At 53.2% G+C, this 265-nt stretch carries 1 pseudogene; it reads right to left on the minus strand.

The features are described 5' to 3' along the window. Window positions 1–265: pseudogene (locus tag SB719_RS20615) on the minus strand (tyrosine--tRNA ligase); the annotation flags it as partial.

The following is a 265-nucleotide window of genomic DNA, read 5'->3' on the forward strand; positions in this document are numbered from 1 at the left end:
GGCGAATGTCATGGCGCTTGTTCAGTTCCACGAAATCGTAGGCCTGAAGGATCATGTAGTTGAATTCGAGGAATGAGAGCGACTGCTCACGATCGAGGCGCGTCTTCACCGAATCGAACGAAAGCATGCGATTGACCGAGAAATGACGGCCGACATCGCGCAGGAATTCCAGATAGTTGATGTTGCGCAGCCAGTCGGCATTGTTGACCATCAGGGCGTCGGTCGGGCCATCACCAAAGGTAAGGTAGTTGGCAAAGACACGCTT

The organism is Pantoea sp. SIMBA_079 (assembly GCF_046940275.1).
Classification (GTDB): Bacteria; Pseudomonadota; Gammaproteobacteria; order Enterobacterales; family Enterobacteriaceae; genus Pantoea; species Pantoea borealis.